Below are 2925 nucleotides of genomic sequence, written 5' to 3'. Positions count from 1 at the left end.
GGAACTGTCGGCCACGTGGGTCTTCATCATCATGGCCATCGTCCTGATGGTCCGTCCGGCCGGCCTGTTCGGCAAAGAGAAATAATCGGAGACCGGCATGAACAAGAAACTCGGAATTGCTGTTTTACTAATATTGCTGTTGGCGGCACCGTTCGGCATCTACCCGGTGTTCCTGATGAAGATGCTGTGCTTTGCGCTGTTTGCCTGCGCCTTCAACCTGCTGATCGGCTATACCGGCCTGCTGTCCTTCGGCCATGCCGCCTTCCTGGGCTGGGCCGGCTACCTGTGCGGCCAGGCGCTGAAGGTGTGGGGTTTGCCCACCGAACTGGGTCTGGTGATCGGCACCCTGACCGGCGCCCTGATCGGTCTGGTGATGGGACTGCTGGCGATCCGTCGCCAGGGTATCTACTTCACCATGATCACGCTGGCGCTGGCGCAGATGCTGTTCTTCGTGGCCTTGCAGGCGCCATTCACCGGTGGCGAGGATGGCTTGCAGGGGGTACCGCGCGGCAAGCTCCTGGGCGTGCTCAACCTGGAAAACGACATGACCCTGTACTACGTGGTACTGGCCATTGCCGTAGCCGGATTCGCCTTGATCGTGCGCACCATCCATTCACCCTTCGGACAGGTCTTGAAGGCCATCAAGGAGAACGAACCGCGTGCCATCTCGCTGGGTTATGACGTGGCGCGCTACAAGCTGCTGGCCTTCGTGCTCTCAGCCGGGCTGTCAGGCTTGGCCGGCGCCACCAAGACCCTGGTGCTGGGCTTCGAAACCCTGACCGACGTGCACTGGAGCATGTCCGGCCTGGTGGTGCTGATGACCCTGGTGGGCGGTCTGGGTACCATCGTCGGCCCCATCGTCGGCGCGGTCATCATCATCATGCTGGAGAACAAGCTGGGCGACATCGGTACCTGGCTGGCCAGCGCCACCAATATCGACTGGTTCAATACCCTGGGCGATTCGGTGACCATCGTGACCGGCTTCATCTTCATCGTCTGCGTGCTGGCCTTCCGCAAGGGCATCGTCGGGGAAATCCTGGCGCTGACCCGGAAAGGGCAGGCCAAGGGTTCGCACTAGGCTCTTTGCCGATCCGCAAACCGCCGGCAAGTCACCGAAAGGTGATTTCCCGGCGGTAATTTTTTGTCCACAGGCTTGGGCGGACAGAACAGGGCGGGGATGTTTCGCAACAGAAGCTGAAGGGCGGCATCTGTTGCTGATGCGATGGAAAGCAGGGCGGTAGAATGTGGGCCCGCCTTTCTCCCACGTTGACTGCGTCTTATCTTATGCACACCCCGGTTTCAGCAGTATCGCCCCGCGCTCCCGCTTTGTTCTTGTCCACAGGGGAGGGCGATCATGCTTGATTACCTGGTCCTGTGTGGTGCGGCCTTCGTGGCTGGCTTGATCGATGCCGTGGTCGGTGGCGGTGGCCTGGTCCTGGTGCCGACGCTGTTCTCGGTCTTCCCCAACACGGCACCGGCGACCCTGCTCGGGACCAACAAGGTCGCCGGGGTGATGGGCACCAGCGCCGCGGCCATCAATTTTGCCCGCAAGGTGGCGGTGCGCTGGAGTACGGTCACCCCGGCAGCGATGGCGGCGTTTGCCTGTTCCTTCTTCGGCGCCTATGTGGTCACCCATATTCCCACCGATCTGATCCGCAAGGCCTTGCCCTTTGTCCTGATCGCAGTGGCGCTCTATACCCTCAAGAAGAAGGACTTCGGCACGACCCATGCACCGACGCTGACCGGTAGCCGCGAGATGATCTATGCGGCCCTGATCGGTGCAGTCATCGGTTTCTATGATGGCGTGTTCGGTCCAGGGACCGGCAGCTTCCTGGTGTTCCTGTTCGTGCGCGTATTCAGCTATGACTTCCTGGCGGCCTCGGCGGTCTCCAAGTTCGTCAACATTTCCACCAACCTGGCCGCTTTGTGCTGGTTCGGCTATAGCGGCCACGTGATCTGGCAACTGGGTTTGCTGATGGCGGTCTTCAATATCGGTGGCTCGTTGGTAGGGACGCGATTGGCCATGAAGCATGGCAGCGTGTTCGTGCGCAAGTTGTTCCTGGTCGTGGTAGGGGCATTGATCTTGAAGTCGAGTTATGACGCCTTCCTCAAATAAGAAAACTTCACCAGCGATGTTTCACGTGAAACACGTGAAGCCGTAGGAAAAGGCGGAGCCAAGAGGCTCCGTTTTTTTCTTCACTTGATGCCTTCCAGCGGCAAAGCCAGCCCTCTGTTTCACGTGAAACAGTCCCCGCGAATGTTTCATTGATCAGATGAAGCCATCGCGACAGCTTCCCGATACTGTCCAGCAGGGCAGGGAAGTGCGGTAAACCAACAGCCCAAGACCGGGCTCCCGACCCCCTCGGATAAAAGGTCTTATAATCTCGCCTCTGTTCTCACCTCTGCGCGAGGCCCGCATCATGCTATTCCCCACACAATTTGACGTCATTGTCGTTGGCGGCGGTCACGCCGGCACCGAAGCTGCACTGGCCGCAGCACGCATGGGCCAGAAAACCCTGCTCCTGACGCACAACATCGAAACCCTGGGCCAGATGTCCTGCAATCCCTCCATCGGCGGGATCGGCAAGGGCCACCTGGTCAAGGAAGTCGATGCCATGGGTGGGGCGATGGCCATTGCCACCGATGAAGCCGGTATCCAGGGATGTAGAGTGCGGACATGCTTGCTCCTTGGTGGATTTATCGGGTCAGGCTCAACTCGCCCGGTCACCCAGATGGATGAAGGCACGCAACAGAATGCCGCACTGGTGGAACAGGCCGCCGCAGCCGCCCATTCGCTGCGCGACCAGACCGATCAACTGGGCAGCCTGGTGGCGCGCTTCCGCCTCAGCTCAGTCTGAGGTCCAGGTGACGGTCACGCGCCATTGATGCATCTGTTGCATCAAATCCCGGTATTGATGCAGCAAT

Annotated in this window: 2 protein-coding genes and 1 pseudogene; all 3 read left to right on the top strand. The window is 59.9% G+C overall.

Annotation, left to right across the window (positions count from 1 at the left end; all coding sequences use genetic code 11):
- Positions 1-97 precede the first annotated feature (97 nt).
- A complete protein-coding gene (locus I5W_RS26370) occupies positions 98-1078 on the top strand; it encodes a branched-chain amino acid ABC transporter permease (protein WP_044531483.1) in 981 nt (326 codons plus the stop codon).
- 276 nt (positions 1079-1354) lie between these two features.
- Complete coding sequence (locus I5W_RS26365) at positions 1355-2116, top strand: sulfite exporter TauE/SafE family protein (protein ID WP_044531482.1); 762 nt, start codon at positions 1355-1357, stop codon at positions 2114-2116.
- A 304-nt stretch (positions 2117-2420) separates the two neighbouring features.
- Positions 2421-2660, top strand: a pseudogene (locus I5W_RS30605) (FAD-dependent oxidoreductase); the annotation flags it as partial.
- Positions 2661-2925: the final 265 nt, after the last annotated feature.

The sequence above is a fragment of the Herbaspirillum sp. B65 genome (assembly GCF_000333555.1).
In the GTDB taxonomy this organism is placed as follows: Bacteria; Pseudomonadota; Gammaproteobacteria; order Burkholderiales; family Burkholderiaceae_D; genus Herbaspirillum; species Herbaspirillum rubrisubalbicans.
Note: the sequence above shows the minus strand (reverse complement) of the source record. Positions and strands in the feature narration are given on the sequence as shown.